The sequence below is a fragment of the Streptomyces sp. NPDC008139 genome, assembly GCF_042957025.1.
GTDB lineage: Bacteria > Actinomycetota > Actinomycetes > Streptomycetales > Streptomycetaceae > Actinacidiphila.
On the sequence record NZ_JBIBHM010000012.1, the window covers coordinates 201221 to 227300 of the forward strand.

A 26080-nucleotide genomic window follows, 5' to 3' on the forward strand; every position below is an offset into this window, starting at 1 on the left:
CGCCACGCCCGGCTCCGCGCCGGAATCCGTCCTCCGATCCGTCCGCAGGCCGTCCCCCGGCCCGACCCCCGAATCCGCGCCCGTGTCCACCGACGCACCGACCTCGGTACGTACCACCGCGCGGACGACCGCGTTCCGCCCGTCGCCCGTGCGCGTCTCCGGCCGCTCCGGCTCAGGACCCGTCCCAGGTCCCCGGCCCGACAGCGCCGCCGACCGGGCCCGCGCGCAGAGCGCCGCGCGCAGCCGCAGGCGGCAGGCCGCGCTGCCGTGGACGCTGATGTACCACTCGGTGGGCGACTGCCGGGACGACCCGTATCTGGTGACCGTCTCGCCCGAACGGCTCGGCCGCCAACTGGAGTGGCTGCGCCGCAGGGGCCTGACCGGCGTCGGCGTCGGCGAGTTGATGCGCGCCCACGCGGCCGGACGCGCGAGCCGCATGGTCGGGCTGACCTTCGACGACGGTTACGCCGACTTCCTGGAGTACGCCGTCCCGCTGCTGCTCCGGTACGGCCACACCGCGACGGTCTTCGTGCTGCCCGGCAGGCTCGGCGGCGTCAACGCCTGGGACGAACAGGGCCCGCGCAAGCCGCTGTTGACCGCCGACGGCATCCGCGCGGCGGCGGCGGCCGGGATGGAGGTCGGCTCGCACGGCCTGCTGCACCTGGACCTCACCGCGGTCGACGAGGACGAGCTGACCGTCGAACTCACCGAGAGTCGCGACCTGTTGCGGGAGATCACCGGCCACGAGCCCGACGGCTTCTGCTACCCGTACGGCGCGACCGACGCCCGCACGGTGGCGGCCGCCCGCAGTGCCGGTTACCGCTACGCGTGCTCGGTCGACCCCGGCCCGCTCGCCGGGACGTTCGCGCTGCCGCGCGCGTACGTCGGCCAACGGGACGCGGCGGGACGGCTGAACGCCAAGCGGCTGCTGCACAAGCTGCGGACGGCGACGGCCGCCGGAGGGCCGCCCGCCGCGCCCGCGCCGACGCCCGTGCCGGGAGACGGGATCAGCGTCCTGCCCGACGTGCGGGACGGCGCGCAGTCCGGCCCGCGGTCCGGCCGGGGGACGGCCGCTCCCGAGGAGCCCAGGTGAAGGTCCTGCACGTCATCACCGGTCTGGGCATCGGCGGCGCGGAGCAGCAACTGCGGCTGCTCGTACGCCACCTGCCCGCCTCCTGCGAGAGCGAGGTGATCACCCTCACCAACCCCGGTCCGGTCGCGGACGCGCTGCGCGCCGACGGCGTACGCGTCACGCACCTGGGCATGACCGGCAACCGCGACCTGTCCGCGCTGCCCCGGCTGACCCGGCAGATCAGGGCGGGCCGGTACGACGTCGTGCACACCCACCTCTACCGCGCCTGCGTGTACGGCCGCCTCGCCGCGCGGCTGGCCGGGGTGCGTACGGTCGTGGCCACCGAGCACTCGCTCGGCGACTCCCAGATCGAGGGCCGCCCGCTCACCCGTGGCACCCGCGCGCTGTACCGGGCCACCGAACGGCTGGGCGTGGCCACCGTCGCCGTCTCCTCGACGGTCGCGCGCAGGCTGCGCGAGTGGGGCGTGCCCGACCCGCGTATCCACCTGGTGCCCAACGGCATCGATCCGGCCCGCTTCCGTTTCGACCCGGCGGCACGCGCCGCCGCACGGGCCCAACTCGGGCTGCCCGAGCAGGCGTTCGTCGTCGGCGGGGTCGGCAGGCTCGTACCGGGCAAGAACTTCGACACCGTCATCCGCGCGCTGGCCGGTGTCCCGGACGCCCATCTCCTCGTCGCGGGCACCGGGCCCGAGCACGACGCCCTGCTGCGGCTGGCCCGTTCGACCGGCGTCGGGCCGCGCGTGCATCTGGTGGGCGCGGCGGGCGGGGACGACGGCAGCGGTGTCATGCCCGACATGCCCGCGCTGCTGGCCGCGATGGACGTCTTCGTGTCCGCGTCGCGCGAGGAGTCCTTCGGGCTCGCCATGGTCGAGGCGCTGGCGGCCGGGCTGCCGGTGCTGCACACCGCGTGCCCGGCGATCGAGGACCTGCCGCCGGACAGCGCGCCCGGCGCCCGCCGGATCGGCACCGGCCCGCGGGACCTCGTCTCCGCACTCCACGCCCAACAGGGCGCGGGCGTACGGCGGTTGCCGGTGCCCGCCGCCGTCGACAGCTACCACATCGCCCACACCGCCGACCGCGTGATGCGGCTGTACGCAACGGCAACCGCATCCGCATCCGCCACCGGCGTGGGGCCGGGACAGAAGAAATGAGACCGCTCATGCAGGACACCGCAGTGCAGGAGAAGGCCGCGATCCGCGACGGGGGCCGCGCCCCCGCGGGCAGGCAGGGGCGCGGGCGCCGCGCTTCGTGGCGGACGCCGCCGCGCTGGCTGCCGCTGCCCCTGTGCCTGGGCATCGGCCTCGCGGGCGGCCTCGGTTACGGCCTGACGGCGGCCCCGCAGTACGCCGCCACCAGCTACGTCATCGTGGTGCCGCAGCACGGCGACGCGACGACCACCACCGGTTTCGCGCAGGCGTACGGGCGGGTCGTCACCGGTTCCGCGGTGCTCGCGGGGGCGCAGGCCGCGTCCGGGATGGCGGTGGACGACCTCAAGGGCAGCGTGCAGGCCGCGACCTCGCCCGACGCGCCGATGATCTCGATCACCGGGACGGCCCGGCGCGGGGCGACCGCCGCGAAGGTCGCCAACGCCGTGGCCGATTCGCTGGCCGCGACCGGCAACCGCAACGCCGGCAGCACCGGCGTCCGCCTGCTGGTCTTCTCCCCCGCCACCGCCCCGGCCTCCCCCTCCTCGCCCTCCACCGCCTTGTCCGCGGCGGTCGGCGCGAGCGCGGGCGGCCTCCTCGGCGCCCTCTTCCTCCTGGTCCGCCCCCGCTCGCGCCGCGAGCCCGCCTACGGCGCCTCCCTCCCGGCCCCCACCCCGGGCCACGCCCCGACAGCGATGCCGAGGGAATCCGTATGACCACCCCCGCCTCCGCCCACCCCCAGCCCGCGCCCGCGCCCGCGCCCGCGCCCGAGACGACACCGCAGACCCCGCCCGCCGCCGAGCCTGCGGCAACGACGACGGCTGCGCCCGCGCCAGCGCGGGCACCACGGGCGACCACGGGCGGCACGGGCGGCGGCCCAGGCGCCGACATCGGCGCACCGGCCGGGCACGAGACCCCGCCCGCCTCGGCGGAGGCACCACCGGCAACCACCGGCAGCACAGGCGGCAACGCGGCCGGACGCGTATCCGAGCCACGGGCCACGCCAGGCGCCGACATCGGCGCACCGGCCGGGTACGAGACCCCGCCCGCCTCGGCGGAGGCACCACCGGCAACCACCGGCAGCACCGGCAGCACCGGCGGCAACGCGGCCGGACGCGTATCCGCGCCACGGGCCACGCCCGGCACCCCCGTCGCGCGCGAAGCTGCGCCAGCGCAGGCAACCACCGGCAACGCGGCCGGACGCGTATCCGAGCCACGGGCCACGCCCGGCGCCGACATCGGCGCACCGGCCGGGCGCGGTGCCTCCCCCGCGTCGGCGGAGGCGCCGCGGCCAGTCGTTGATCGCGCGGACCGGCGCGGGGCTCCGGGCGGGGACGGGGACGGGGACGGGCTCAGGGTTGAGGTGTGCCGGGATGGCGAGGCGTTCGGGGGGATGGCCGCGCAGTGGGGGCGGTTGTACGGGCGGTGTGGGGCGGCGACGCCGTTCCAGAGTCACGCGTGGCTGTATTCGTGGTGGCTGTCGTACGGCAGGCGCGGGCGGCTGCGGGTCGTGGTGGTGCGGCGGGGCGAGGAGTTGGTCGCGGCGGCGCCGTTGATGGTGACGTACCGGCCGGTGCCTGTGCTGGTGGCGCTCGGCGGGGCGATCACGGACTACGCGGACGTGCTGGTGGACGACGCGGATCCGGCGTACGCGGCGGCGTTGACCGGGGCGCTGCGGCGGTTGGCGCGGACGGCCGTGATCGACCTGCGCGAGGTACGGCCAGGCGCGGCGGCCGAGCGGGTGTACGGCGCGTGGCGCGGCCCGCGCAAGGACCTGGAGGACTCGGTCTGCCTGGAGCTGCCGGGCCTGCCGATGGACGGCCTGATCGCGAGGGTCGGCAGCTCGCGCGGCCAGCGCATCCGCTCGCAGTTGCGCAAGCTGGACGCGGCGGGCGTCGAGGAACGCGCGGTGCCCGCGCACGAGGTGGCGCCCGCCGTCGAGACGATGCTGCGGCTGCACCTGCTCCAGTGGCAGGGCCGAGGGGTCACCCCCGAGCACGTACGCCCGCGCTTCGCCGAGCACCTGACCCGCGCCGCGCGGCTGATGGTGGCGAGCGGCGACGCGGCGGTCACCGAGTTCAGCCTCGGCGGCGAGGTGGTGGCCGCGAATCTCACCGTGCTCTGCCCGAGCCTGGCGGGCGGCTACCTCTACGGCGCCCACCCGGACCTGCGCACCACCAAGGTCGACGTCACGACGCTGCTGATGCGGCACGGCGTCCGGCAGACCCAGGACGGCGGCCGGGCCGCCCTCAGCCTGCTGCGCGGCGCGGAGCCGCACAAATTCCACTGGCGCCCCGACCACCTCGCCAACCGCCGCCTGCTGCTGACCACCCGCCCGCTGGCCGTCGTCCTCCACAGCCGCGTCGCCCTGGCCGCCGCCCGCACCCGCCTGGCCGCGACCGCCAAGCGCCGCCTGCCGGTGCTGCGCGCCTGGCGGGCCGGGCTGAACGACCGGCTCGCCAGGCGCGGCGGCAAGGCTCAGGGCGCCTGAGCCGCCCGACAGGCCCTAGCCGGCCGGCGGCGTGGGACTCGTCGCGGGCGCGGCCTCCTGCACCGACTCCGGCTTCACGGCGGACGTGGCCGTCGGCGGCAACGTGGGTGTCGGTGTCGTCGGCAACGTCGGTTCCGGTGTCGTCGGCGCGGTCGGAGTCGGTGCCTCAGGCGTCGGCGACTCAGACGTCGGCGCGGTCGGCGTCGGCGATCCAGGCGTCGGCGAACCGAGTGTCGACGCGCTCGGCGTCGGCGTCTGCTCCCCCGGCCCCTTCGGTTGCAGCTTGATGCAGACCTGACCGCTGGCGTACTGCTTCTGCATCTCCTCGCTGAGCTGGAGTGGCAGGCACGCCTCCACCACGGGCGGCAGCGGTGAGGGCCCGGCCTGCGGCACCGGCGTCGGGCCCGGCGTGACGGCCGGAAGCAGAGTCGGTACGGCCACGGGTGTGAGCGCCGGGGTCGGCGTCACGGGCGGCAGCACGCTGGGCGTCGGGCTCGCGCTCGGGCTGACCGCCGGGCTCGGCGACAGGTCGGGGGACGGCGACACCGAGGGCGTCGTCGGCACGGTCTGAGTCGGGCTCGGCGACAGCGACGGCTCCGGGGTGAGCGTGCCGCTCGGCGTCGGCGTCACCGTGGGCGTGTCCGTAGGCGTCGGGGTCTCGGTCGGCGTCGCGGACGGGCTGACCGAGGGGGTCGGCGTATCCGTAGGCGTGTCCGTGGGCGTCGGAATCACCGTGGGCGTATCCGTAGGCGTCGGCGTCACCGTGGGCGTATCCGTAGGCGTCGGAATCACCGTGGGCGTATCCGTAGGCGTCGGCGTATCCGTAGGCGTCGGAGTGCCGGTCGGCGTCGGGGTCTCCGTGGGCGTGGGCGTACCCGTAGGCGTCGGGGTCTCCGTCGGCGTCGGCGTACCCGTGGGCGTCGGCGTCTCCGAAGGAGTGGGCGTCTCCGAAGGAGCAGGCGCCGGCTTCAGGTCGAACAGCGCGTTGCGATACACCTTCGAGGACTTCGGGTTCTCCGTGCACTGCCACACGCCGTGCGGGCAGTAGTCGGTGATGGTCTGGTAGGCCGGCTGATGGTCGTTGATCCACTGGAGCATCTGCCGCATGTAGTCGGGGTTGTCGCCGTTCCTGAACAGGCCCCACTCCGGGTACGAGATCTCCTTGCCGTGCTGGTCGGCGAAGTCGACCTGCGCCTGGAGCCCGTACGCCTCGTTGACCTGGTCGTAGAAGGTCTCGCCGGGCGGCTGGTCGTAGGAGTCCATGCCGACGATGTCGACGGTCGCGTCACCGGGGTAGCACTCGGTCCAGCCGATGGCGTCCTCGCCGCGGTTGGGGGTGAAGTCGAAGCGGAAGCGCTGGCCGGGGACGGCGCGCATGGCCTTGACGATCCGGTTCCAGTACGTCTTCCAGCCGGACGGGTCGGGCCCGCAGCGGTGGGTGTACGTGGTGCCGTTCATCTCCCAGCCGAGGACGATCACGGTGTCGGGCACGCCGAGGTCGACCAGTCGGTGGGCGAGCCGGGTGAAGTGGCCGTCGAAGTCGCCGCGCGCGCCCTCCTGGATCAGTTCGCGTACGTCGCGGTCGGGGACGCGGTCCTCGTTGTGCTCCTGCATCGGCACGTTGAGGACGAAGAGCCGGTCGGGCTTCGCGCGTTTCCAGGTGGCCCACGGCTGGAGCAGCCCGCCGCTGCCCTCGATGCCGGACCAGTCGTCACCGGGCAGATACGTGTGGCCGACCGTCGCCTCCGTACCGCCGAGCCAGGACTCCAGGGCGTCGATCCGTGCTACGCCCTCGGCGCCGGAGTCGGTGAAGGCGCCCATGGGGGCGTACGAGGCGCGCGGCGGGGGCTTGGGCGTGGCCCCGGAAGCACCGGCAGGACCGTTCGAGCCGTCAGGACCGTTCGAGCCGTCCGGGCCGTTCGAGCCGCCGGCGCCGCTCGACCCGTTGACGCCGTCCGCGCCGCCCGGTCCCGTGGCGCCCTCCGCGCCGACGGCACCGGCGAGCGCGGTGACCAGGCGGCGGCCCGCGCCCGGCGGGTCACCCGCGACGCCGGACAGTCCGGACACGATCAAGGCGGCCGACACGAATCCGACGCCCGCACCCGTCAGCCACTGGCGTCGGTTGGCCATGGTCACTCCTCGTTCGCTGTCCGTTGTGCGTGGTGCGGTGTGCGGTGACCGCCGTGCGACCGCACGGAAATCGGACTCCTAACGATCAGTCATAACGTACGAGTAATAGGTACGCCCCCTGGCGTAGACCAAAAGCGGTTCCCGCGACAGTTTTTACCCGACCTCAAACAACCTGGCAGTCCGTCAATACCGGCACCGGGCCGATCGCGATATCACTCGGGCGGATGAAATTCCTTGCATCGCCCACCGATTATCCGGGTGACTCACCCCTACGGCGGCAAGATGAGCCGCGGAAACGGCCGGAGGAGAGGAGTGTGTCGGACATGAGCGAAGCCATCGAGAACGGCAGCGGAAAACACTCACGACCCCGTGTGGCGACGCGCCGGCGGTTGATCAGACGGGGCATCACAACCGTGGCCGCCGTATCGGGGACCACCGCGGCGCTGCGTCCGATGCTGGCCGCGAGGCAGTCGGACACCGTGGTCGCCGAGCCCGCCGCCGGGTACGACAGCGCCGCCGCCGGGTACGAGCCCGCTCCCGTGCCGGGCGCGGGGGCCGCCCTCTTCGACGAGGTCTATCGCGGCCGCCGCATCCAGGGGTTCAGCTCCGCGCGGGACAGCGGCGTCGACATCCGGATCGACGGGCGCCCGCTGCACGTGATGCGGCGTGTGGACGGCAGCTTCATCAGCATGGCCAACCACTACCAGCCCTTCCCCACCGCCCTCGGCACGGCCCGCGGCGCGGTCGACGTGCTCGGCCGCGCCCAGCTGTCCACGACCGCGGAGCACCACCACTGAGCGCCGTCCACGGGCGCCCGCACTGAGCGCCACCACTGAGCGCGGCACCACGCGCCACCACTGACGGCTGAGCGCCGTACGACCGCCGAGGGGTCAGTTCCTGTGTACACGCGAATGAATCAGCGGCATCTGACCAGCAGCCAACGCTCCCGGTTCGTCGAGGCCGTGCTGGAGCTCAAGCGCGTGGGCGGCTACGACAAGTACGTCATCACGCATGGCAAGTACTTCGCCGCCGACGGCGAGAGCGGGCTGCGGGTCGCCCACATGGCCCCGACCTTCTTCCCCTGGCACCGCCGGTTCCTGCTCCAGTTCGAGGCCGATCTCCAGATGTTCGACCCGGGCGTCACCATCCCGTACTGGGACTGGACGTACGACAACGCGCAGAGCTCCTCGCTGTGGGGCCCGGACTTCATGGGCGGCAACGGCCGCGACAGCGACGGCCAGGTGATGACGGGCCCGTTCGCGTACCAGACCGGCGACTGGCCGATCAACTACGGGGTCACGCAGGAGAAGTACCTGACCCGCAACTTGGGGCGGCCCGACCGGCCGATCGTGCTGCCGACGAAGGCGGAGCTGGACAACGCGCTCGCGATGCCGGTCTACGACGTCGCGCCGTGGAACTCCGCCCCGTCCACCAAGGGTTTCAGGAACAAGATCGAGGGCTGGACGGTCAGCGACACCAAGGGCGGCTACCTGCACAACCGGGTCCACCAGTGGGTCGGCGGCCACATGATCGGCGGCACCTCGCCGAACGACCCGGTGTTCTGGATGCACCACGCCTTCCTCGACCTGGTGTGGATCCGCTGGCAGCGGCTGCACCCGAAGTCGGCGTATCTGCCGTCCATGCCGCTGTCGGCCAAGGACCCCGAGCACGGCCGCGTGATCAGCAGCAATGAGCTGATGCCGCCGTGGAACGAGAAGCCGTCGGACTACTTCGACCACCGCCCGTTCTACCGCTACGAGGAGAGCTGAGGCGCTCGCGCCGAGGGTGATGAGCCGAGGGAAAGGAAACGGCCTCCCGCACACAAGGTGACGGGAGGCCGCGGTGGCGCGGAATTACCACTCGCCGCCGTCGTGCCCGGAGACGTTGGCGCACTGGTTGCCGAACGCCGGGTTCAGCAGGCCGATGACGTCGACGGTGTTACCGCAGACGTTGACCGGGACGTGCACGGGCACCTGGATGAGGTTGCCGGACAGCACACCCGGCGAACCGACAGCGGCACCCTGCGCGCCGGAGTCGGCAACAGCCATACCGGCGCCGGCGGCCAGAACGGCACCCGCCGCGGCGGTGACGGCCGCCGCCTTTGCGATACGCGACATCAAGATCTCCCTGAGACGAAACCCAACCGCAAATACCTGCGGCGTTGACGCTGTGCGCAACGGGGGGAGATCACGAATAGTCACGCATGTTGGGCTGAATCGGTGACGGCGTATCAAAATGGGCCGAAGGGGTGAGCGCTGTTCGCGCTCACCCCTTCGGGTGTCACATCCGGCCGGAGCACGGCTCGTAGCGCCGCTCAGGAACCCTGCGAACCGCGACTCCGGCTACGCCCGGCGCTCGGTCAGAGCGGCAGGCCGGGGGCCGAAGGGAGGCCGCCGGGCAGCGACGGGAGGGCGGGCAGGCCGGGCAGGTTCGGCGCCGGCAGGCCACCGCCGAGGACGGTGGCGACGACGACGTTGACCAGGCCGGTGACCACGGCCGTGGCGGCGGTCAGCAGCCCCGCCGGGTCACCGGCCGTGGACGCCTTGACCAGGTTGTCGACGGCCGTCTGGAGCGCGGTGAGGGCGTCGGCCTTCAGGTCCCGCGTGGCGGACGGCTTGGCCGACGGCTGCGTGGCGACCTTGCCCGAGGGGCTGCCGAGGCTCGGCACCGCGGGGGCGGCGGGAGCGGCGGGAGGAGCCGGGGCGGCGGGAGCCGCAGGGGCAGCGGGAGCGGCGGGGACGGCCGGCGCGGCGGCCTTCGCCGCGTCGATCGCCGACTTGGCCCCGGCGGCGTCGGCGGTGATGGTCTCGGGCTTGACGGTGCCGGGCTTGGCGAGCACGTCCTGGACCAGTTTCGTGACCGGGGTGAGCACGCCTGCCACGTCTCCCAGTGACTTGGCCTGCGCGAGCAGCGCGGTCGCGTCCGGCGCGGCCGGTGCCGCCACGGTGCCCGCGGGCTTGGTGTCTGCGGGGGTGGCGGCAGCGGCGGTCGTCGTGAGCGCGCCGCCGGCGATGGTGGCGACGAGCGCGGACGCGACGACCACGCCGGTGATCCGGTGGGTACGCATGGAAAACAGTTCCCTTCGGTGGTGAACAGCTACGCCACCACCGTGAAAAGCAGACGGTATTACCGCAACTGCTGAGAATGGCCGCCGCCCACCAGGGTGGCAGCGCGAACTGCGTGAACTGCGGATTTCCCGTTTTCAACCGCTGCCGATCCACGTCACCCTGATGGGCCGTTAGGGTGCGTACACGCGGCCGACTTCTCCCCTAACGGAGGAATCCGGGAGCCTCGGGTCGCCCGCGGAGGTGATATCCGCCCCGGCCGGGCTCTCCCGGCGGTTAGGGTCCGGCGCATGAGCCAGACCAATACCGCCCTGAATTCCGCCCTCCAGCGCCGACTCGGCACCCTCGTGGTGATTCCGTGGGCCGGTGAACACCACGAGGACGGCCGCGACATGCCGTTCCTGATGGCCTATTCGCTCGGTGACGGGCCGGACGGCCCGGAGTCGGGGCAGGAGGCGGCGCTGGCCGTCGCGGAGGAGGTCGGACTGCCGGTCGGCGGCGCGATCCTCGACGTCAAGCAGGCGCCGAACGTCCCGGTGAAGGTGCTGGTCGAGGGCGGCAAGGCCGTGCTGACGATGCCGTACCTGCACGCCGCGTGCCCGGTGCCCGAGCAGTGGGTGGCCGCGGCGCAGGACCGGGGCGCGGTGTACTTCATCCTCGCCACCCGCCCGTGGCCCGAGGCGAAGCCGGGCACCCCGGTGACCGAGGAGACCCTCCAGGGCTTCGCCGGGGACACCGACGTCCTGGGCACCGCCGCGCACTGCCTGGTGCCGGTGGGCACCCTCAAGGGTTAGGGCCTGTAACTCGCGCAAGGGCGCCCCGCCGGACCGGAGAAGTCCCGCGGGGCGCCCCTGCGTGTGGTGGGTCTGTGCCTACGCCCCCGCACGTGTTCCGTGCGTACGGCGTCCGGCTCGGGTCAGTGGACCAGGTCGTTGGCGGCGGTGACCGCGTCGGTGCCCGCCTGGGCGACGTTCTTCACGTCCTGGACCTTCTGGTCGACCTTGTAGTCGCCGAGCACGCTGGCGGTGGCGCCCTTGGCCTGCTCGCCCGCGGCGCTCGCGGTGATCGCGGTGCTGCTCAGGGTGGAGCCCAGGTCGGCGGACTGCTCGGCGGCCATGGCGGCGGGGGCGCCCGCCGCGATCAGGAAGGAACCGGCGGCGGCAGTGGTGAGGATTCGGCTTACGTTCATGATCGATACAACGCGCGAACCGCCCGCAGGGCACGCGGACCGTACCGGTCCTGGTCGGCGCGGGACCGCGGGCCCTCCCGCCGCGCGCGCCCCCGCTGTTGCACTGGCGTGACAACGGCAGCACAGGAGACGGACGTTGCGGGAGCACTCTTTGTGTCACCGGCAAGAACAGCCGGAGCCGGCCGGAACAGCGGGAAACCGCCGCGAGCGGCCGGAGAACGCCGCACCGCATCCGTTCCTGGGGGGAACCCGATATGTCCGTTCGTGCCAGTGGCCGTCGCAGCACCGCCGCCGCCATCGCGCTCACCGCCGGGATCACGGCGGGTGCCGCCCTGCTCCTGACGGCCTGCGGCCCCACGGACGGCACCGCCTCCGACCCGGCGCCCTCGGCGACGAGCGGCGCGAGCGGTCAGCCCACCCCCAGCGGGAAGGGCGGCAGCGGCGGCACCGGGGGGAACGCGGGGGACGACGGCGCCAACGGCTCAGGGGCCAGCCCGGTGGGCAGCAGCACCAAGCTCAACGGCACCGCGCACTCCGGTCTGACCATCAGCGACGGCACCCGCTACGTCGTCATGAACGGCACCCGGGTGGACTTCGGCACCGAGGTCCGCGACCTGGCGTGGTCGCCGAACGGCGCGAAGGCCGCCTTCATCGACGGCGACGGCGACCTGGCGGTCAGCGACCCCGACGGCAGCGGACGCGTGATCGTGGCCAGGAACCCGGGCAACCAGAACTGGTCGCACCCGACCTGGCAGGTGCGCGCGAAGGACCCGCAGAACGGCCTTCCCGCCCTCAACAACATCCTCTTCGCCGGCCGCCAGGGCGGCACCGCCCGGCTGTACGGCGTCCCGGCCACCGCACACGGCGGCACGCCCAAGGTGCTGAGCCTGAACCACGAGTCGGACGACAACGTGAAGCCGCTGCCCCAGACCGGCAACGTATGGCCCAGCTCGGCGGGGAAGTACGGCACCGCCGTCTACGCCAACACCGGCGACGGCAAGGTCTACATCCGCGACGACTACCTGCGGCAGCAGGGCTACGCGCTCACCCCGGGGTCCGAGCCCGCCATCGGGCCGACCGAGGACGACGGCATCGTCTTCGTCCGGTCCGTCGGGGGCCACGACCACCTGTTCCTGGAGACGCCCCATGACGGCGCGCCCGTGTACAAGGACCTGACCCCGCAGGCGACCACCGACTACACCGAGCCCGCCTTCGAGCCGAACGGCAGGACGGTCGTGGCCCGTACGCCCAACGGCATCGTGCGGCTGCCCGTGGACGGCTCGCAGGCGCCGGTCAAGGTCTCCGACTACGTCGGGCTCCCGGCCTACCGCGCCTGAGCCAACTCGGCCCGCAGCGCGTCCAGATGGGCGTCGGCGGTGTCGTGCGGCAGGAATTCCACCACGTCGACGAAGCGGAACAGCACCTGTGACGAGGTGACCGCGAACTCGTAGTCGGCGAAACCGACGACGGCGCCCAGCGTTCCGCGCACCGCGCCCCGGACGACATGAGCGGTCATGTCGTCCGGGTTCCGCGCGTCCAGGCCGCGCCGCGCGTTGGGCCGCGCCAGGTACGGGCAGACCATCGAGGCGTAGAGCATGCAGGCGCGGTGGCCGGGCCCTTCGAGGGTCGGCGCGAGATTGCGGTACGGGCGCCCGGCGGCCAGCGCCTCGCCGATCGCGGCGCTCTCGGAACCGCCCACCACCCGCCACACCGGGCCGCGCGGCATCAGCGTGTCGCACACCGAACACAGCCGCTGCCGGGCGCAGTTGGCGCTGCGGTCGTAGTCGGTCAGCGCGAACTGCGGCTGGTCGTCCTGCCACGGGGTGATCGCGGGCACCGGGTAGCCGCGCGGGTCGCGGGGCCTGACCTCGACGGTCGGCGGCATCGGCACGGAGTCAAAGCGCACGGCCCATCCCTATCAGGCGGAACGGTCCCTGCGGAACAGCCGTCCGAACCCCGTCCGCCGCCCGCCCCGGCCGGAATCGGTATCGGTAGCGGTATCGGCGGCCGTACCCGTACCCCTAGCCGTATCCGTATCCGTATCCGTATCCGCGCTGTCGTCCGTTCCCGTACCGACGGCCCGCGCCGCGTGCCAGTCCGCCACGACCTTCTCGACGTCGAACAGGCCGAGGTTGAGGGGCGGTCCCTCCGGGGGGCGGCGCAGGGCCTCGCGGATGCGGTCGTTGATCTCGGTGAGGATCTGCCGCACCTGCCGCTCCGAGCGCGCCTGCGCCATCGCGGCCGTCGCGTCCTCCGCCGCCTTGCGCAGCACCAGCGTCGGCGGCAGCGCGGACAGGCCCTCACGGTGCATCTTGCCCTTGATCCACCACAGTTCGTCGTACGGGGTGTCCAGCGAGGCCAACGGCTTTCCCGCGCCCGGCAGTTCGGCGAAGTCGCCGCGCTGCTCCGCCTCGCGGATCTGCTTGTCCACCCACGTCTCGAAGGAGACACCGGCGGGTTTGCGGTCGGTCATACCTCGCTCCTCACGTGGGCGCACGCAGCGGGTGGCGTACGTACCAGGTTACGGCCGCGCCCGCGCGGCCAGCAGGGCGACGTCGTCCTCGGCGGCGGAGGGCGCGAGGCGGTGCACGATCCGGGCCAGGAGCGCGTCCAGCGGTTCACCGTCGTGCGGGAGGACGAGCGAGGCCAGCCGGGCGAGCGAGGCGTCGATGTCCTCGGTACGGCGTTCCACCAGCCCGTCGGTGTAGAGCAGCAGCGTCTCCCCCGCGCGCCACGGCACGTACACCGTCTCGTAGGTGCCCCGCAGGTCCGCGCCGAGCGGCGGTCCCGGCAGTACGGCGAGCAGCCGGACGCGGCCGTCGGGGGTGACGACGGCGGGCGGGAGGTGGCCCGCGCTGGCGAAGAAGCAGCCGCCGCGCGCCGGGTCTGCGAGGCCCAGCAGGCAGGTGCCGGGCCGCTGGGCGCCCGCGGCGGCCAGCAGCGCGTCCATCCGGCGCAGGACGCGGTCCGGCGCGTCGCCCTCGCCCGCGACCACGCGCAGCATCGAGCGGTAGTGGCTCATCTCGACGGCCGCCTCGACGCCGTGCCCCATCACGTCGCCCATGGCCAGCAGCGTCACGCCGCCGGGCAGCGCCAGGGTGTCGAACCAGTCGCCGCCGACCAGGTCCGTGGCGCCCGCCGGGAGATAGCGGGTGGCCACCTCGACCCCGGGGTGCGGGGTGCCGGGCGCGGCCAGCAGGGCGCGCTGCAACTCCACCGCGATGCCGTGCTCGCGGGTGTAGCGGCGGGCGTTGTCGAGGCTGATCGCGGCCCGGTCGGCCAGCGCGCGGGCGATGGCGGTGTCCTCGTCGTCGAAGCCGGGCGAGGTCCCGGCCCTGATCAGCGTGACCGTGCCGATCCGGTCGCCGCGGGCGCTGAGCGGCACGACCAGCACGGAGTGGATGCCCGCGGCGCGGTAGGCGGCGACCCGCTCGGCGTTCGGCGCGGAGTGGGCGATCTCCTCGTCGCGCGGCAGATTCTGCACCACGGGACGCCCGGTCTCCAGGCAGGTCGGGATCGCCGAGCCGCGCTGGTAGACCACGTACTCCCCCGGCGTCCCGAAGATCCGCACCCGCTCGCGCAGCGATGGCCGCGCGGCCATCGCGGCCCTGCGCAGCCGCAGCGCGCCGTCCGGCGGGGGGCGGGGGTGGGCGCGCGGGCCGCTGTCCAGCACCTCGACGGTGGCGGTGTCCGCGATCACCTCGACCAGCAGGTCGGCCAGTTCCTGGCAGGTCGGGTCCATCTCCAGCGTGGAGCCGATCCGGACGGCCGCCGCGTCGAGCAGCAGCAGCCGCTCCTTGGCCCGTTCCAGCTCGCGCTGCGCCTCGTGGTCCTCGCTGACCTCGATGATCACCGCGCCGACCCCGCCCACCCCGCCGTCCCGGCCCTGGAGCCGGTGGTAGGTGCACTGCCAGTAGCGCGTGGTGTGCGGCGAATCGGCCCGGGTCTGGCCGCTGGAGAGCAGTTCGCGCGGGGTGCCGTCGGCGAGCACCATCCGCAGGACGCCCTCGCCCACGTCCACGCCCGGCACCGTCTCGGCGATGGTCCTGCCGATGTGCGCGGCCGGTTCGACGCCGTTCATCCGGGCGAGTGCCGGATTGACGTACCGGTAGCGCAGGTCGGGGCCGAGTACGGCGACACCCGCCGCCGTCCCCTCCAGCAGCGCGCGCCACAGCGACTCATCCGCGTTCACCTGTTCCACAGTGCACGCAGGGTCGCGGGGCCGCGAATCGGGACGGCGGAGCAGCCGGGTGGCGGACGTTCCCAGGGCGTCCGGGGATTCGGGGGGGCGGGGGGGCGGGGAGGCGCGGCGGGGTCGGGGGCGGGGAGGCACGGGGCACGGGGCACGGGGCACGGGCTGATATAACAGCGCTGTTAGATTAGCCGCCCGGCGCTTCGACGGTTGAGGCGTCGCGCCCGTCGAGAGGAACGGATCGCCATGACCGAGCCGCAGCGGAGCCACCCGCCGATCGAGCCGTACGACCGGGGCATGCTCGATGTCGGCGACGGGAACCTCGTGTACTGGGAGACCTGCGGCAACCCCGAGGGCAAGCCGGCGCTCGTCGTGCACGGCGGCCCCGGCTCGGGGTGCAGGCCGTCGCACCGGCAGGACTTCGACCCGGAGCGGTACCGGGCGGTGCTGTTCGACCAGCGCGGCTGCGGGCGCAGTACGCCGCACGCGAGCGACCCGGCGACCGACCTCACCCACAACACCACCGACCACCTGATCGCCGACATGGAACGCCTGCGCGTCCACCTCGGCATCGACCGCTGGCTGCTCACGGGCGGCTCCTGGGGCTCGACGCTGATCCTGGCGTACGCGCAGCGGCACCCCGAGCGGGTCTCGGAGATCGTCATCAACGGCGTCACGACCACCCGCCGAGCGGAGATCGACTGGCTCTACCGGGGCGTCGGCCGCTTCTTCCCCGAACAGTGGGCGGCCTTCCGCGCGGCGGCCGGTCCGGCGTACGACGGCTCCGCGTCCGGCACGGCGACCGGCTCCGCGTCCGGCACGGCGTCCGGCATGACCGGCATGGCGTCCGATACGTCGGGCGGCATCGCGGGCGGGCTCGTCGCCGCGTACGCGCGCCTCACCGAGGACCCCGATCCGGCCGTACGGGCCAGGGCCACCGCCGACTGGTGCGCGTGGGAGGACGCGGTGCTCTCCCTCGAACCCAGCGGCTCCGCCCGCCCCTACAGCGACCGCCCCTCCGCCGCCCGGCTCGCCATGGTCCGGATCTGCGCCCGCTACTTCTCGCACGGAGCCTGGCTCGAAGAAGGCGCCCTCCTGCGCGACGCGCCCCTGCTGCGGGGCATCCCCGCCACCCTGCTCCACGGCCGCCTCGACCTCAGCTCGCCGCTCGACACCGCCTGGCGCCTCGCCGCCGCCTGGCCGGGGGCCACCCTCACCGTCGTGGACGACGCGGGCCACAAGGGCAGCGCCACGATGTCCCGCCACGTACGGGACGCACTGGACGGGTACGCGCGAGCGGTCCAGGTGTATTGACTCGCAGGGTTGTTGACGCGGGTGATGGGTGGCTGGCCGCCGAGCGGAAGGCGCCGGGATGCCCGCACAGCGGAGCTATTCGGGTATTCCGGCAACGCGGCGGGCGGGCGGGCCAGGGGCTGAAGGAGCCGTTCGTGATCCGCCGGACAGGCCCCAGGGGCGGGCCCGGTCAGCCGCGTACGGGGACCGTCGAGGTGGTGAGGAGCTGACGGGCCTGGCGCTCCGGGGTCTCGGGCGGCACGACGAGCAGGTCGCAGCGGCCGACGCCCCGGCAGAGCAGGCACACCGAGTCGCGGTGACCGGTGGTGGTGGAGCGGTGGATACGGAGGGTGTGGCCGCCGAGCAGCAGGGCGGAGGACCCGTCGAGCCAGTTCGCCGCGTCGAGGGTGATGTCGGTGATCCGGCCCCAGCGTCCGTTCAACGCGGCGAGCAGCGGCGGCAGTTCCTTGGTCACGTCACGGGTCCGCGGCCACCAGGCGCCGTCGATCCGTACGGGGCTGCCGCCCGGGTGGATCAGGGACAGCCGGGCGGGCGGGCCGTCCCAGACCGGCAGGGCGCAGGCGGGCGGCGGCGGTGTCTCGGTCACGGTGGTGATCGTCATGATGTCGGCCTGTCTCCGGACGGTTCGTCCGGGGTGGTGGGTTGTGCCAAGCGCGTGTTCGGGGCGGGCCGCGGCGGGCGGGGCGGCGACGGCGGGCGTACGGGCGGCGGTACGTCATCGGCGGCTGTGCCCTCGGTGACGTCCGTGCCTCGGCTGACGTCCGGGCCCTGGGTGACGTCCGCGTCTTTGGCGACGTCCGCGTCCTTGGTGACGTCCGCGTCCTTGGTGACGTCCGCGTCCTTGGTGACGTCCGCGTCCTTGGTGACGTCCGCGTCCTTGGCGGCCTCGGTGACGCCGGTCACGCCGGTCACGCCGGTGACCCCGGCCGTCCCGGTGCCGTCCCGTACGCGCTCCTCGCCGCCGACCAGGCGGAGCTGGAAGGGGCCGGCGTCGGGGAAGTGGACGGTGTCCACGGTCAGCCGCAGCCGGGTGCCGCCGTCCTCGTCCACCACCGGGCGGCCCGGGGGCGGCTGCTCGGTCGCGGCGAAGCGGAAGCGCAGCACCTGCGCGATCCTGCGGGCCGCCTCCGGGGTCGCGGCCACGATGCTGACCTCGGCGAAGCCGGGCGCCGGCAGCGCCCGCTCCGCGCCGTCGGCGCCGGTGGCCGCCGCCGCGTCCCGCGCCGCGTCGTCGCGCCCGGCCCCGGCGCGGCCCCGCGGCGGCCCGGCCGTACCCGCCATGCGCGGATCGGCCCCCGTCCCCGCTCCGGCCGCGCGCGGTTCGCCCGACTCGTTCTCGCGCGGGGGCATCAGGCCGCCCGCTCCGGCCGGGCCAGCCCCGCGGGGCCGCCCTCGGCCTCCCAGGCGGCGTCGGCGCCGCGGTCGGGGTCGGCCTGGGCCATCAGCTCGCTCGCGGTACGGACATTGGCCGGATCCGCCGCCGCGGCCATCAGCCAGGCCGCCGTCGCCGCCGGGGTCTGCGGCGGGACGATCAGCAGATCCCAGCGGCCCGTACGGTACGAGAGCACCAGCAGCTTGTGCGGGTCCTGCTCCTCGACGAACCAGCCGACGTGCACCACGTGCCCGGCGACCGGCACCTTCTTCGGCACGGTCGGCCAGTACAGGGGATTGACGGTGACCCGGGTGATCCGTCCCCACAGCAGGTCCAACGCGCCGACCAGGGACGGCAGTTCGAGGGAGAGGTCACGGGACTTGGGCCACCAGGCGCCGTCCAGCGGGCCCGGTCCGTGGCCGAGCTCGGCCGAACCGATCCGCAGGGCGCTGACGCCGGGCGACAGCGAGAGCCGCGGCGCGGGGGGCGCGGGAGGGGGCCGCGGGACCGTACGGGCCGCGGTGGGGTGTGCGGAATCCTGAGAGGAGAGCATGGAACAAATCCGTCCACGGGCCCGCTGGAACGGGTCCGGCACCGTCGCTCACCGCGAACGACGCCGACTTGAGTGCCGGTGTACGGAATGCCCTCGGTCCGTTCACCCTACTCCGTCCGGGGTCTCTGGGACGATGATGGAAGGTCACCGTCCCGGACCGCCGGGACACGGGCCGATGGGGGAGGGAACACGTGGCCGAGGTCTTCACGCGCCGCATGTCCAGATGGCAGGCGGAGCAGCAGCGCGAGGCCGTCGCGGATGTCTACGTCGAGGCGTACCGAGGTGTGCCGGGCCAGGAATTCCACGACCGGGAGGATTTCCTGCGGCGCTTCGCCGAGGCCACGCAGCGGCCCGGCTTCGACATGATCGTGGCCAGCGAGCGGCGGCTGACCGGGGTCGCGTACGGCTACGTCCTCGACCGCGCCGACGGCTGGTGGCGGGACTTCACGGTCGCGGGCACCGACGGCGCGGGGCCCGACGGCACGGACATCGAGGAGCTCACCGCCTCGGGACAGGTCTTCGCGCTCGCCGAGCTGATGGTCGTGCCCGCCTACCGCAGGCAGGGCATCGCGACCGGTCTGCTCGACCAGCTCCTGCTGCGCAGCGACGCGGCCCTCGTCACCGTCCTCACCGCGCCCGACGCCGACGCCGTCCACGCCCTGCGCGCCTGGGAGTGGACCTACCTCGGCGACACCCACGGCCCCCGCCAGGCATGGAGCCGCCCGCTGCGCCCGTGAGCGTCGCCGCCGCCATGTCCCCTGGCGTCGCTACCGCTTGCGGACGCCGAAGAGCGAGCGGCTGATCTCGCGGCCGAGCTGCGTACCCATGGAGCGGGCGAGGGACTTGAACGCGCCGCTGTGGACGACCTGTTCGACGATTCCGGCGTCGGCGGCGGCGCCCTTGGCGGAGGAACGGCCGCTCTTCGGGGCGGCCTTGGGCGCGCTCTCGGCGGCTTCGGCCCGCGCGGCGGAAGCCGCTTCGGCGGCGGCCAGCTTCTCGTAGGCGGACTCGCGGTCGACCGCCTCGGCGTACCGCCCGTACAGCGGCGAGGACTTGACGGCGGAGTCGAGCACGGCCGCGTCCACGGGACCCATCAGCGACTCGGGGGCGCGCAACCGGGTGGCGGCCACCGGCGTCGGCGCGCCGTTCTCGCTGAGGACGGTGACGACGGCCTCGCCGGTGCCGAGCGAGGTGAGCAACTCGCCGAGGTCGTAAGCGGAGTTGGGGAAGGTGGAGACGGTGGCGCGCAGCGCCTTGGCGTCGTCGGGCGTGAAGGCGCGCAGGGCGTGCTGGACGCGGTTGCCGAGCTGGGCGAGCACATCGCCGGGGACGTCCTTGGGCGTCTGCGTGACGAAGAAGACGCCGACGCCCTTGGAGCGGATCAGCCGTACGGTCTGGGTGATCGCGTCGAGGAACGCCTTCGAGGCGCCGTTGAAGAGCAGGTGCGCCTCGTCGAAGAAGAAGACCAGTTTCGGCCGGTCGAGGTCGCCGACCTCGGGCAGGTCCTGGAAGAGGTCGGCGAGCAGCCACATCAGGAAGGTCGAGAAGAGCTGCGGCTTGGCCTGCACGGCGGGCAGCTCCAGCACGGAGACCAGCCCGCGCCCGTCGGACGCCGTACGCAGCAGCTCGCTCGTGTCGAATTCCGGCTCGCCGAAGAACGCGGCGGCGCCCTGCGCCTCGAAGGCCGTCAGGGTCCGCGTCAGCACCCCGGCCGTCGCCGACGAGATCCCGCCGATCTCCTTCAGCTCCGGCTTGCCCGCGTCGGAGGTCAGGAAGGCGATGACGGCCCGCAGGTCCTTGAGGTCGTACAGCTCAAGGCCCTTGGTGTCGGCGTAGTGGAAGATCAGGCCGAGCGACTGCTCCTGCGTGGTGTTCAGGCCGAGCACCTTGGACATCAGGACGGGGCCGAAGGCGGTGACGGTCGCCCGTACCGGGATGCCGGGGCCGAGGCCGCCCAGCGCGTAGAACTCGGCCGGGAAGCCGGTGGCCGTCCACCTCTGGCCGACTTCCGCCGCCCGCCGCTGGACCTTCTCACCCGGTTGGCCCGGCGCCGACACGCCGGAGATGTCGCCTTTCACGTCCGCGAGGAAGACCGGGACGCCCTGCGCGGAGAGCTGTTCCGCGATGAGCTGGAGCGTCTTGGTCTTGCCGGTGCCGGTGGCGCCCGCCACCAGGCCGTGGCGGTTCAGCATGCCGAGCGGGATGCGGACCGGCGCGTCGGCGTGGCACTCGCCCTCCCACAGCAGCGCGCCGAGGTCCAGCGCGGGGCCGGTGAAGGCGTAGCCGCGGGCGATGTCGGCGGCGGGGGACGGCACTGTCGGCCCGGACGGTGCGGCTGATGGCCCGGACGGCACTGTCGGCCCGGACGGTGGGGCTGTCGGCCCGGACGGTGCGGGAGTCGGCCCCGGTGTCACGGCCGCCTCACCCGTGACGGCCTCACCGGCGGAACTATTCGGCTGGGGATCGGTCATCACATGCTCCCGATTTATACGACGGTGAGGCTTTTGCTACCATCGCACCCCGGCAGCGGTGCTGCGCCCGGACAAGCCGGGCCGGTAGGCTTTCCGTGTGATCTTCAAGCGCATCGGAAACACCCGGCCGTACCCGGACCACGGCCGGGTGAGTACGCGCGAGTGGGCCGACGTCGCCCCACGTCCCGTGCGGCTGGACCAGTTGGTGACCACCAAGGGACAGCTCGACCTGGAGACACTTCTCGCCGAGGATTCCACCTTTTACGGCGACCTCTTCGCCCATGTCGTGAAATGGCGGGGCGACCTCTATCTCGAGGACGGACTCCACCGGGCGGTACGCGCCGCGCTCCAGCAGCGCCAGGTGCTCCACGCCCGGGTCCTGGAGATGGACTGACAATCCGCTTACGCTGCGCTCATGAGCATGCTGACCCCCTCCGGTATGGGCGGGAAGTACCGGGTCACCGGCAAGCAGTACCCGAGGATGCGCCGCCCGCGCCGCCGCGGCCGTGTCGTAACCGCCGTGATCGCCTCGGTCGTCGTGCTCGGCCTCTTCGGTTACGGGGCGCTGCAACTCGTCCATGTCTTCCGCGGGGACGACAACGGCGACACGAAGGCGAACGCGGCACCGCAGAACCGCCCCTGCGTCACTGTGGCCCCCACCGCCCCCACGGGTAAACCGGCCCCGCTGCCGCAGCCCGCGGGCGTCACGCTGAACGTCTTCAACGCCACCGCCAAGGGCGGCCTGGCCAAGACCACGGCCGACGAGCTGGCCAAGCGCGGCTTCAAGGTCAACAAATTCGGCAACGCGCCCGACCCGTACGACAAGAAGGTCGGCGAGTCCGCGCTGATCGTCGCCGGGCCCGCGGGCGAGGCGGCGGCCCGCACGGCGGGCACCCAGGTGGCGGGCTCGACCGTGAAAATCGACCCCAAGCGGACCGACAAGACCGTCGATGTGATGATCGGCACGGCCTTCACGGCGCTTTCCGGTCCGACCGACGTGGCGAAGGCCCGGATCGTGGCGGCGAACCCGCCGCCGCCGAAGCCGGTGTGCGTGACGCCGAGCCCGAGCGCGTCGGGGGGCGCCCCCGGCAAGACGGGGGCCACGACGAAGGCGGGCGCGCCGGCGAAGCACTGAGCCGCCGTGGTGGGCGCCGCCGTGGCCCGGGCGGCGCTTGCGCGGACGGCCTGGCCCGGGTGACCTTGCGCGGTGGCCTGGCCCGGGTGACCTTGCACGGACGGCCTGGCGGCCGACAGCGTACGTGCGAGAGGGGCGGGCCCTGAGCCAGGTCCCGCCCCTCGCTTGTCAGATCAGCGGCCGGTCACCGTTCAGGGTGTCCGGTCGTTCAGCCCTTCCGGACCGTTCAGCCTGTCCGGTTGTTCAGCCCTTCCGGACCGTTCAGCCCTTCCGGGTCATCCGCGACACGCCGGGCCGGGCCGATTGTCAGCTCACCGTGCCGTACATCCGGTCGCCCGCGTCGCCGAGGCCGGGCACGATGTAGCCGCGCTCGTTCAGCCGCTCGTCGACCGCGGCCGTGACCACGGTGACCGGCTTGCCCGCCAGGGCCCGCTCCATCGACTCGACGCCCTCGGGCGCGGCCAGCAGGCACAGCGCCGTGACGTCGTCGGCGCCGCGTTCGATCAGCAGGTCGATCGCCGCCACCAGGGTGCCGCCGGTCGCCAGCATCGGGTCGACCACGTACACCTGCCGTCCCGACAGGTCCTCCGGCATACGGGTGGCGTACGTCGCCGCCTCCAGCGTCTCCTCGTCGCGGACCATGCCGAGGAAGCCGACCTCGGCGGTCGGCAGCAGCCGCACCATGCCGTCGAGCATGCCGAGCCCGGCGCGCAGGATCGGCACCACGAGGGGGCGCGGGTAGGAGAGCCTGACCCCGGTGGTCGGGCCGACCGGGGTGCGGATGTCGACCTGCTCGGTCCGCACGTCGCGGGTGGCCTCGTAGGCGAGCAGGGTGACCAGCTCGTCGGCGAGCCGCCGGAACGTCGGCGAGTCGGTGCGCTCGTCGCGCAGGGTGGTGAGCTTGTGCGCGACCAGTGGGTGGTCGACAACATGGAGACGCATGAATATGACTGTATCCGCCGGGTGGGGGGCGCGTCGCCAGTGCGATGAGCAGCCCGGCTGCGCGCACCTTCTGCGCCTGGCGTGGGGTAAACCGCGCGAACGAGGGAAACTGGCCAGATACGCCCGGTGTGCCTTCCGGGTGAAGCGAGCCCCAGGGATGGTGCCCGAGATGCCGGAGCCCGACCGAGCAGCCGAGCGAGCAACCGACCGAGCCATCGACCGTGACGCGGATCGCACTGACCGCACTCCGGATCGCGCCCCCGACGGCGCTGCGGACCGCACGGCTGACCGACCCGCGGACCGGTCCGCGGACCGATCTCCCGGACGTTCCCCCGCCCGCGACACGGACGTCGAGCGGCGCCGCAAGCGCGCGCTGTTCCTGCGGGAGCTGAACGAGGCCAAGGAGCTGCGCGAGCGGGTCCAGCCGCGACGCGCCCGGGTCGCCCGGCTCCGTCAGCAAATGCGGATGCGCACCTTCCGTTGGTGACCGCGCCGCGCGGGTGACCGGGTACGGATCACGTATAGGCCGCGTACGCGCCGCGTACACAGCGTGACGGATCAGTGCCGTACGGGTGACCGTTCCGGGCCCCCGATGGCCGGACTTTCCAGAGAAGTGACGAAGACCTGGCACGTCGCGGTGCAGAAGACCCTTCGCAACGCCCCGGTTTCTGCCACGATGCCGAGTGGGTGGGGCCAACGGAAGTCGAAAGCGGCCCCCATCCGGTCCGGACGGCCTGAGACCCTGTGGGAGAGTCACGGTGTACTTCGCCGCACTGCTCGCGCGCACCGAGGACGGTTGGCAAGCGAGCGAACCCGATCTCGACGATGTGGAAACCCTCGCCGATCTGAGCGATCTGGCCCGCGCGGCCGGCGACGAGGAGGAAACGGTTCTGGTCTTCATCGAACAGGAGGACGCCTGGTTCGGCGTCATCCGTGTGGACGGTGAAGAGGATCCCAGGATCTATGTGTCCGACGCGGCCGCCGCCGCCCGCAGTTCGTACGGGGAGATCCTGCTCACCGACGAAGTGCTGGGCCGCGACCCCGAGGACCTGGACGAACTCGTGGACCTCGACGGCACCGAGGACGGCGAAGACGACGAGACCGAGGACGCCGTGGCGGGCCCCTCGGAAGACCATGTGCCGACCGGTCCGCTCGGCGAAACCGACATCCTCACGGATCTCGGCATGAGCACCAGGGAACTGCTGGCGCTCAGCGGTGACGGCGCGCTGACCGGTGAGGCGCTCGGCGAGATCGCCGAGGCGCTGGGGTGCGGGGACGTGCTGGAGGCGGTCCGCTGACAGACCCTCTGAAGGACCCCTGGGTCGCCGCGATGCGGCTGGCCCTGGAGGAGGCGGCACAGGCCCCGCTCACCGGTGACGTGCCGGTGGGCGCGGTCGTGCTGGCCCCCGACGGCACGGTGCTGTCCCGTGCCCGCAACGAGCGCGAGGCCACCGGCGATCCGACCGCCCACGCCGAGGTCCTCGCCATCCGCCGCGCCGCCGCCTCCGTCGGCGGCTGGCGCCTGACCGGCTGTACCCTCGCGGTCACCCTCGAACCCTGCACCATGTGCGCGGGCGCGATCGTCCTCTCCCGGCTCGACCGCGTCGTCTACGGCGCCGCCGACGACAAGGCGGGCGCCGCCGGTTCCCTCTGGGACGTCGTCCGCGACCGCCGCCTCAACCACCGCCCCGAAGTCATCCCCGACGTCCTCCCCACCCTCTCCGCCGCCCTCCTCACCCGCTTCTTCCGTACAACCGATTTCTGACCACCCCCCCGCGTGGGCTAGGATCTCTCTCGGTAGCGTGTCCGAGCGGCCTAAGGAGCACGCCTCGAAAGCGTGTGAGGGGGCAACTCCTCCGTGGGTTCAAATCCCACCGCTACCGCCATGAGCTGAACGAAGAGGGCACGTACCAATTTTGGTATGTGCCCTCTTTCGCGTGCCGGCACCTGCTCTCGTCCCGCTGCCGCGGTCGGCGGGAGAACCGCCGGCGGGGTACGCGGTCGACGTCCGCGAGGCCGCAGACGAGGCTGGCCGCGCCGAGGCAACCCCTTGAGTGACCAGCGGTTACTCAATAAACCCGGCCCGCCCCCCAGGTAGAGTCGGAGCCATGCCCTCCCCCGTGAATGCCACGACCGGCGAAGGCCCGGCGCCGAGCGCGCCGCGGCGTCCGGCCCGGGGGCGGCCCGCGCCGGAACCCACGACCCCCCGCCCGTAACCGATGCCCACCACGTCGGAGCGCCTGGTCTGGTACGTGTCGTACGGCTCCAACATGTCGCTGGCGCGCCTGCGTTGCTACCTGACCGGCGGCACGGCCCAGGACACCGCCGACTGCGGCGGGCGTACGTATCCCGGTTGCCGCGACCCGCGGATGCCGGAGCGCTCGGTGGGGATCGAGCTGCCGGGGACGGTGTACTTCGCCACCTGGTCGCCGGTCTGGCACGGCGGACGCGCCTTCTACGACCCACTGGCCCCCGGCCGCGCCTGGGCCCGCGCCCACCTCCTGACCCTCGGTCAGTTCTCGGACATCGTCGCCCAGGAGATGTACGCCGCCCCCGGCCACGACCTCGACCTCACCCGGGTCCTCACCGAGGGCCGCGACCGCCTCGGCCCCGGCCGCTACGAAACCCTCCTCCACCTCGGTGACCTCGAAACCCGCCCTCTCCTCACCTTCACCGCCCCCTGGCACGCCCCCGACGCACGGCCGGTCCCCCCGTCCCCCGCCTACCTCGCCCACCTCGCCGCGGGCCTCCGCGAAGCGAACACCTGGCCCCCCGAAGCGATCACGACCTACCTCGCGGGGCTGGCCGGCGTGGCCTGATCTCGTCGCGCGGGGGGCATCCGGCGCGGGCGGGGGCGTTCCCCTTTGGGGGGTGGACTCCGTACGTTCGTACGGAGTCGGGGTCGCGTTCACCGAAGGGCGGATCGGCGAAGGCGGCGTGACGGTCGATGTGTCCTGATATGTCTGATGTGGGGCGGCACGAGAGCGA

General features: G+C 73.2%; 26 protein-coding genes, 1 tRNA gene and 2 pseudogenes. 17 read left to right on the forward strand and 12 right to left on the reverse strand.

Going from position 1 to position 26080, the window contains the following annotated elements; translation table 11 throughout:
- Positions 1-277 precede the first annotated feature (277 nt).
- The 4 genes from ACFZBB_RS25660 (at position 278) to ACFZBB_RS25675 (ending at position 4729) form a co-directional block, all read left to right on the forward strand.
- Positions 278-1093, forward strand: a complete 816-nt coding sequence (locus ACFZBB_RS25660) for a polysaccharide deacetylase family protein (RefSeq protein WP_391126991.1) — start codon at positions 278-280, stop codon at positions 1091-1093.
- A complete protein-coding gene (locus ACFZBB_RS25665) occupies positions 1090-2244 on the forward strand; it encodes a glycosyltransferase (RefSeq protein ID WP_391126709.1) in 1155 nt (384 codons plus the stop codon). The genes ACFZBB_RS25660 and ACFZBB_RS25665 overlap by 4 nt, the downstream gene beginning before the upstream one ends.
- An 8-nt stretch (positions 2245-2252) precedes the next feature.
- On the forward strand, positions 2253-2954 hold the full coding sequence (locus ACFZBB_RS25670) for a lipopolysaccharide biosynthesis protein (RefSeq protein ID WP_391126712.1): 702 nt from the start codon (positions 2253-2255) through the stop codon (positions 2952-2954).
- Between the two features lie 677 nt (positions 2955-3631).
- Positions 3632-4729 carry a GNAT family N-acetyltransferase gene (locus ACFZBB_RS25675; RefSeq protein WP_391126715.1) on the forward strand — a complete coding sequence of 366 codons (1098 nt, stop codon included), beginning with the start codon at positions 3632-3634 and terminating at the stop codon, positions 4727-4729.
- A gap of 777 nt (positions 4730-5506) precedes the next feature.
- Here the strand turns inward: ACFZBB_RS25675 and ACFZBB_RS25680 are convergent.
- Positions 5507-6787 (reverse strand): annotated as a pseudogene (locus tag ACFZBB_RS25680) (glycosyl hydrolase); the annotation flags it as partial.
- Positions 6788-7272: 485 nt separating this feature from the next.
- Here ACFZBB_RS25680 and ACFZBB_RS25685 point away from each other — a divergent pair.
- Positions 7273-7656 (forward strand): tyrosinase family oxidase copper chaperone, encoded by a 384-nt coding sequence (locus tag ACFZBB_RS25685; protein WP_391126718.1) that lies wholly within the window; start codon positions 7273-7275, stop codon positions 7654-7656.
- A gap of 102 nt (positions 7657-7758) precedes the next feature.
- The gene (locus tag ACFZBB_RS25690; protein ID WP_391126721.1) at positions 7759-8628 is read left to right on the forward strand and encodes a tyrosinase family protein; all 870 of its coding nucleotides are present in this window, start codon (positions 7759-7761) and stop codon (positions 8626-8628) included.
- A gap of 84 nt (positions 8629-8712) precedes the next feature.
- Here ACFZBB_RS25690 and ACFZBB_RS25695 read toward each other — a convergent pair whose 3' ends face one another.
- Together ACFZBB_RS25695 and ACFZBB_RS25700 are read right to left on the reverse strand one after the other, a co-directional pair.
- A complete protein-coding gene (locus ACFZBB_RS25695) occupies positions 8713-8976 on the reverse strand; it encodes a chaplin (RefSeq protein ID WP_188284466.1) in 264 nt (87 codons plus the stop codon).
- Between the two features lie 242 nt (positions 8977-9218).
- The gene (locus ACFZBB_RS25700; RefSeq protein ID WP_391126723.1) at positions 9219-9926 is read right to left on the reverse strand and encodes a hypothetical protein; all 708 of its coding nucleotides are present in this window, start codon (positions 9924-9926) and stop codon (positions 9219-9221) included.
- 288 nt (positions 9927-10214) lie between these two features.
- Here ACFZBB_RS25700 and ACFZBB_RS25705 point away from each other — a divergent pair, with 288 nt between their 5' ends.
- Positions 10215-10718, forward strand: coding sequence for a DUF5949 family protein (locus ACFZBB_RS25705; protein ID WP_355336511.1), 504 nt, complete (start codon positions 10215-10217; stop codon positions 10716-10718).
- Between the two features lie 122 nt (positions 10719-10840).
- On the opposite strand, the gene ACFZBB_RS25710 is transcribed toward ACFZBB_RS25705, so the two are convergent.
- Complete coding sequence (locus ACFZBB_RS25710) at positions 10841-11113, reverse strand: hypothetical protein (protein WP_188284469.1); 273 nt, start codon at positions 11111-11113, stop codon at positions 10841-10843.
- 254 nt (positions 11114-11367) lie between these two features.
- Here ACFZBB_RS25710 and ACFZBB_RS25715 point away from each other — a divergent pair, with 254 nt between their 5' ends.
- Positions 11368-12450, forward strand: a complete 1083-nt coding sequence (locus ACFZBB_RS25715; protein WP_391126726.1) for a hypothetical protein — start codon at positions 11368-11370, stop codon at positions 12448-12450.
- Here the strand turns inward: ACFZBB_RS25715 and ACFZBB_RS25720 are convergent.
- From ACFZBB_RS25720 to ACFZBB_RS25730, 3 genes and pseudogenes are all read right to left on the reverse strand, one after another.
- Positions 12438-13019, reverse strand: a complete 582-nt coding sequence (locus tag ACFZBB_RS25720) for a hypothetical protein (protein ID WP_391126729.1) — start codon at positions 13017-13019, stop codon at positions 12438-12440. The genes ACFZBB_RS25715 and ACFZBB_RS25720 overlap by 13 nt on opposite strands.
- A 171-nt stretch (positions 13020-13190) precedes the next feature.
- Positions 13191-13586 (reverse strand): annotated as a pseudogene (locus ACFZBB_RS25725) (DUF1992 domain-containing protein); the annotation flags it as partial.
- A gap of 48 nt (positions 13587-13634) precedes the next feature.
- A complete protein-coding gene (locus tag ACFZBB_RS25730; RefSeq protein ID WP_391126732.1) occupies positions 13635-15305 on the reverse strand; it encodes a SpoIIE family protein phosphatase in 1671 nt (556 codons plus the stop codon).
- A gap of 246 nt (positions 15306-15551) precedes the next feature.
- Between ACFZBB_RS25730 and ACFZBB_RS25735 the strand changes: the two genes are divergently transcribed.
- On the forward strand, positions 15552-16619 hold the full coding sequence (locus ACFZBB_RS25735; protein WP_391126735.1) for an alpha/beta fold hydrolase: 1068 nt from the start codon (positions 15552-15554) through the stop codon (positions 16617-16619).
- A gap of 169 nt (positions 16620-16788) precedes the next feature.
- Here ACFZBB_RS25735 and ACFZBB_RS25740 read toward each other — a convergent pair whose 3' ends face one another.
- Genes ACFZBB_RS25740 through ACFZBB_RS25750 form a run of 3 tightly spaced genes read right to left on the reverse strand, consistent with a single transcriptional unit; the run spans position 16789 to position 18544 of the window.
- On the reverse strand, positions 16789-17220 hold the full coding sequence (locus ACFZBB_RS25740; RefSeq protein WP_391126738.1) for a DUF5994 family protein: 432 nt from the start codon (positions 17218-17220) through the stop codon (positions 16789-16791).
- Positions 17217-17969: a hypothetical protein gene (locus ACFZBB_RS25745; RefSeq protein WP_391126741.1), complete on the reverse strand. Its 753-nt coding sequence runs from the start codon at positions 17967-17969 to the stop codon at positions 17217-17219. The genes ACFZBB_RS25740 and ACFZBB_RS25745 overlap by 4 nt, the downstream gene beginning before the upstream one ends.
- The gene (locus ACFZBB_RS25750) at positions 17969-18544 is read right to left on the reverse strand and encodes a DUF5994 family protein (RefSeq protein WP_391126744.1); all 576 of its coding nucleotides are present in this window, start codon (positions 18542-18544) and stop codon (positions 17969-17971) included. Before ACFZBB_RS25750 ends, ACFZBB_RS25745 begins: the two co-directional genes overlap by 1 nt.
- A 215-nt stretch (positions 18545-18759) precedes the next feature.
- Here ACFZBB_RS25750 and ACFZBB_RS25755 point away from each other — a divergent pair, with 215 nt between their 5' ends.
- The gene (locus tag ACFZBB_RS25755) at positions 18760-19281 is read left to right on the forward strand and encodes a GNAT family N-acetyltransferase (protein WP_391126747.1); all 522 of its coding nucleotides are present in this window, start codon (positions 18760-18762) and stop codon (positions 19279-19281) included.
- A gap of 30 nt (positions 19282-19311) precedes the next feature.
- Here ACFZBB_RS25755 and ACFZBB_RS25760 read toward each other — a convergent pair whose 3' ends face one another.
- The gene (locus ACFZBB_RS25760) at positions 19312-21015 is read right to left on the reverse strand and encodes a helicase HerA-like domain-containing protein (RefSeq protein ID WP_391126750.1); all 1704 of its coding nucleotides are present in this window, start codon (positions 21013-21015) and stop codon (positions 19312-19314) included.
- 97 nt (positions 21016-21112) lie between these two features.
- Between ACFZBB_RS25760 and ACFZBB_RS25765 the strand changes: the two genes are divergently transcribed.
- Both ACFZBB_RS25765 and ACFZBB_RS25770 read left to right on the forward strand, forming a co-directional pair.
- On the forward strand, positions 21113-21409 hold the full coding sequence (locus tag ACFZBB_RS25765) for a type II toxin-antitoxin system VapB family antitoxin (RefSeq protein ID WP_391126754.1): 297 nt from the start codon (positions 21113-21115) through the stop codon (positions 21407-21409).
- Between the two features lie 21 nt (positions 21410-21430).
- Positions 21431-22150 carry a LytR C-terminal domain-containing protein gene (locus ACFZBB_RS25770; RefSeq protein WP_391126757.1) on the forward strand — a complete coding sequence of 240 codons (720 nt, stop codon included), beginning with the start codon at positions 21431-21433 and terminating at the stop codon, positions 22148-22150.
- A gap of 306 nt (positions 22151-22456) precedes the next feature.
- On the opposite strand, the gene upp is transcribed toward ACFZBB_RS25770, so the two are convergent.
- Entirely contained in the window at positions 22457-23092 is a 636-nt protein-coding gene (gene upp, locus ACFZBB_RS25775; RefSeq protein WP_391126760.1) for a uracil phosphoribosyltransferase, read from the reverse strand.
- 169 nt (positions 23093-23261) lie between these two features.
- Between upp and ACFZBB_RS25780 the strand changes: the two genes are divergently transcribed.
- The 5 genes from ACFZBB_RS25780 to ACFZBB_RS25800 all read left to right on the forward strand — a co-directional run bounded on the left by ACFZBB_RS25780 (position 23262) and on the right by ACFZBB_RS25800 (position 25911).
- Positions 23262-23579 (forward strand): hypothetical protein, encoded by a 318-nt coding sequence (locus ACFZBB_RS25780; RefSeq protein ID WP_391126763.1) that lies wholly within the window; start codon positions 23262-23264, stop codon positions 23577-23579.
- 271 nt (positions 23580-23850) lie between these two features.
- On the forward strand, positions 23851-24390 hold the full coding sequence (locus ACFZBB_RS25785) for a hypothetical protein (protein ID WP_391126766.1): 540 nt from the start codon (positions 23851-23853) through the stop codon (positions 24388-24390).
- A gap of 32 nt (positions 24391-24422) precedes the next feature.
- Positions 24423-24857 carry a deaminase gene (locus ACFZBB_RS25790; protein ID WP_391126769.1) on the forward strand — a complete coding sequence of 145 codons (435 nt, stop codon included), beginning with the start codon at positions 24423-24425 and terminating at the stop codon, positions 24855-24857.
- 31 nt (positions 24858-24888) lie between these two features.
- Positions 24889-24978 (forward strand) — tRNA-Ser (locus tag ACFZBB_RS25795).
- A gap of 333 nt (positions 24979-25311) precedes the next feature.
- Positions 25312-25911 carry a histone deacetylase gene (locus tag ACFZBB_RS25800; RefSeq protein WP_391126772.1) on the forward strand — a complete coding sequence of 200 codons (600 nt, stop codon included), beginning with the start codon at positions 25312-25314 and terminating at the stop codon, positions 25909-25911.
- Positions 25912-26080: the final 169 nt, after the last annotated feature.